At 59.4% G+C, this 2484-nt stretch carries 3 protein-coding genes; 2 read left to right on the forward strand and 1 reads right to left on the reverse strand.

The genetic code is table 11. From position 1 onward, the window contains the following. Positions 1–434 (forward strand): hypothetical protein (locus tag AC1DWI_RS19715; RefSeq protein ID WP_477725521.1); only part of this gene is annotated, 434 nt, incomplete at its 5' end. Positions 435–676: 242 nt separating this feature from the next. Here the strand turns inward: AC1DWI_RS19715 and AC1DWI_RS19720 are convergent. Continuing rightward, complete coding sequence (locus AC1DWI_RS19720) at positions 677–1582, reverse strand: LysR substrate-binding domain-containing protein (RefSeq protein WP_477670782.1); 906 nt, start codon at positions 1580–1582, stop codon at positions 677–679. A gap of 243 nt (positions 1583–1825) precedes the next feature. Here AC1DWI_RS19720 and AC1DWI_RS19725 point away from each other — a divergent pair, with 243 nt between their 5' ends. Further along, the gene (locus tag AC1DWI_RS19725) at positions 1826–2476 is read left to right on the forward strand and encodes an FMN-dependent NADH-azoreductase (protein WP_477670783.1); all 651 of its coding nucleotides are present in this window, start codon (positions 1826–1828) and stop codon (positions 2474–2476) included. The last annotated feature ends 8 nt before the right edge of the window (positions 2477–2484 follow it).

Here is a 2484-nt window from a genome sequence, read left to right on the forward strand (position 1 = left end):
CAATAGATCATCTCGACCATTCACATCTAAAAATTGCGAAGAATTCCCCAATGACAATTGAAATTAAAAAGAAAAAGTCAAAAATATTGGGCGTACCAGCCGGGGTGATTGTTGGGCTATGCGTATTGGGATATGTCATTTCGTTAAATGGAGTTCATGACGAAATGATCGCATTCCCTTTGATATTTTTTCCAATGCTCGTCACCATTGGTATGGCTGCGATCGCAAATCTGGCATTTTGGTTTGCAACCGGAAGCTCGCCAAAAAGAGACTCGCCTGGCTCGCTGACAAACGATGAACGTTTGTTAGAGGCCGCGCAACGCCCCGATCGTTTCTGGCTTGTGGCGTCCTATCGCTACCTTCAGCCTATCACGATGGTCGGCGCAGGCTACATAGCAATTTGTCCTGTGATCGGTGTTGTCCTTTTGAAGTAATGGAGTGGGGAAATGGGTTTCCCAAGAGTCTATGAATTCGGCAATGTATTCATCAACGTCGCCAATGCGATGGCGCCGGCCTGAACACCCCGGAGCAGGTCCTAAACAGCCTGCTCTCGCTGTTCAGGCAGTCTTTTTGAGTATGAAATCGCCTCCAGCCCAATAAGGACGAGCGCAAGCAGCTACTAAATTCATAGCACCTTACCTGCACTCGCAGCCGGCGAATCCGCCAGGCGAGGCCGTCAAACCAGCTCTTCACCCCGCATACGTTCCCCCAGGAAGTCCAGAAAGCTGCGCACCGCCGGAATCTGTCCGCGCCGCGAAGTGAACACCGCATGCGCCACGCCGGGGCGAAGCGCCCAGCCGGGCAGCACAGGCACCAGCAACTGCGCCTGCTGCTCCACCGCGCTCAGGGATTCTGGCAAAAAGCTCATGCCGGTGCCGGCCAGCACGGCCAGCTTCAGGGTTTGCAGGTCGTCGGCCACATAACGCGGCTGGTGCTGCAGCACAAACTCCTTTCCCTCGGGGCCCATCAGCGTCCACGACGCCCGGCCATCCACCCAGGACATGGCGACGGTGTCCAGCTTGTGCAGGTCTTCCGGTTTTTCAGGCGTGCCCTGCCGCCTCAGCAAATCCGGGCTGGCCAGCAGGCGCCCGGAGCCGGCGCCCAGGTTTTTCACGACCAGGCTGCCGCTGTCTTCCAGCGTGGGCCGCACGCGCAGGGCAATGTCGATGCCTTCTTCCACCAGGTCAATCACCCGGTTGGTCACGCGCATGTCGACTTTCACATGAGGGTGAAGCGCCATGTAGCGCGGCACCAGGTAGCCCACCGTGCTTTGCGCCAGCGTGACCGGGCAGGTGATGCGCAGCGTGCCGCGTGGCTCGACCTGCATTTGCGCCACGGCTTCAGACGCCGCCATGGCCTCGTCGCGCATGGCGATGCAGTGGCGCAGGTAAATCTCGCCGACCTCAGTCAATGAAAGCTTGCGGGTGGTGCGCTGCAGCAGCCGCGCGCCCAGCCGCGCCTCCAGCTCAGCCACGCGGCGCGACAGGCGCGACTTGGGCAGCCCCAGCGCCCGCCCGGCGGCGGCAAAGCCGCCCCGCTCCACCACTTCGGCGAAATACAGCATGTCATTGAGGTCTTGCATGGGAAAAGTCCTTTCGCCGCCTTTTGCTCGCCTTGCACCGCGCGCGATGGCGCCGGTTTGAAGGAATTTTGTGATTTTGCGGCGTTTATTGTCTCACGAGTAGAACGATAAGTCACATTTTTGCCAACTTATCAAACACTCGACTCATCCGCACAATCTATCCCATGGCTGCGGTTCAAGGTGAACACGGCCTGAAAACCGGTTTATCCCACCCGATCAATCACTTCATTCAAGGAATTCACCATGACCAAACTTCTTCACATCGACTCCAGCATCCTTGGCGGCAACTCGGTTTCCCGCCAGCTCACGGCCCAGATCGTGGCCTCATGGCGCACCGCCAACCCCGCCACCGAAGTCAGCTACCTCGACCTGGCCGCCGACACACCTTCCCACCTCTCCGCCGAATCGCTGGGTTTCCGCATGCCTGCCGGCACGGCCCTGAGCGACGTGCAAAAGCGCGAAAACGCCGTGTCTGAAGCGCTGGTGTCGCAATTCCTGGCCGCTGACGTGATCGTTGTGGGTGCACCGCTCTACAACTTCGCGATTCCCACCCAGCTCAAGGCCTGGATCGACCGCGTTGCGCAAGTCGGCCGCACCTTCAAGTACACCGACAAAGGCCCTGTGGGCCTGGCCGGCGGCAAGACGGTGATCGTGGCGTCCGCCCGCGGCGGTGTGTATTCAACCAGCGACGCGATGACAGCCCTGGAACACCAGGAGAGCTACCTGAAAGTGGTGTTCGGCTTCTTCGGCATCACCGACGTGCGTTTTGTGCGCGCCGAAGGCCTGGCCATGGGCGAAGCCGCCAAGGCCGCAGCACTGGAAGCCGCGCAGATTGAAATCGTGACCCACACGCAAAAGCCAGCCAACCAGGAAAAAGCCGCACTGGCTGCCTGAGCCACAGG

This window comes from Polaromonas sp. P3_C2 (assembly GCF_056402675.1).

Excerpts from the sequence above, each read along its gene's own strand:
- AC1DWI_RS19720 (WP_477670782.1), bottom strand. The coding sequence starts at position 1,582 with ATGCAAGACCTCAATGACATGCTGTATTTCGCCGAAGTGGTGGAGCGG.
- AC1DWI_RS19725 (WP_477670783.1), top strand. The coding sequence starts at position 1,826 with ATGACCAAACTTCTTCACATCGACTCCAGCATCCTTGGCGGCAACTCG.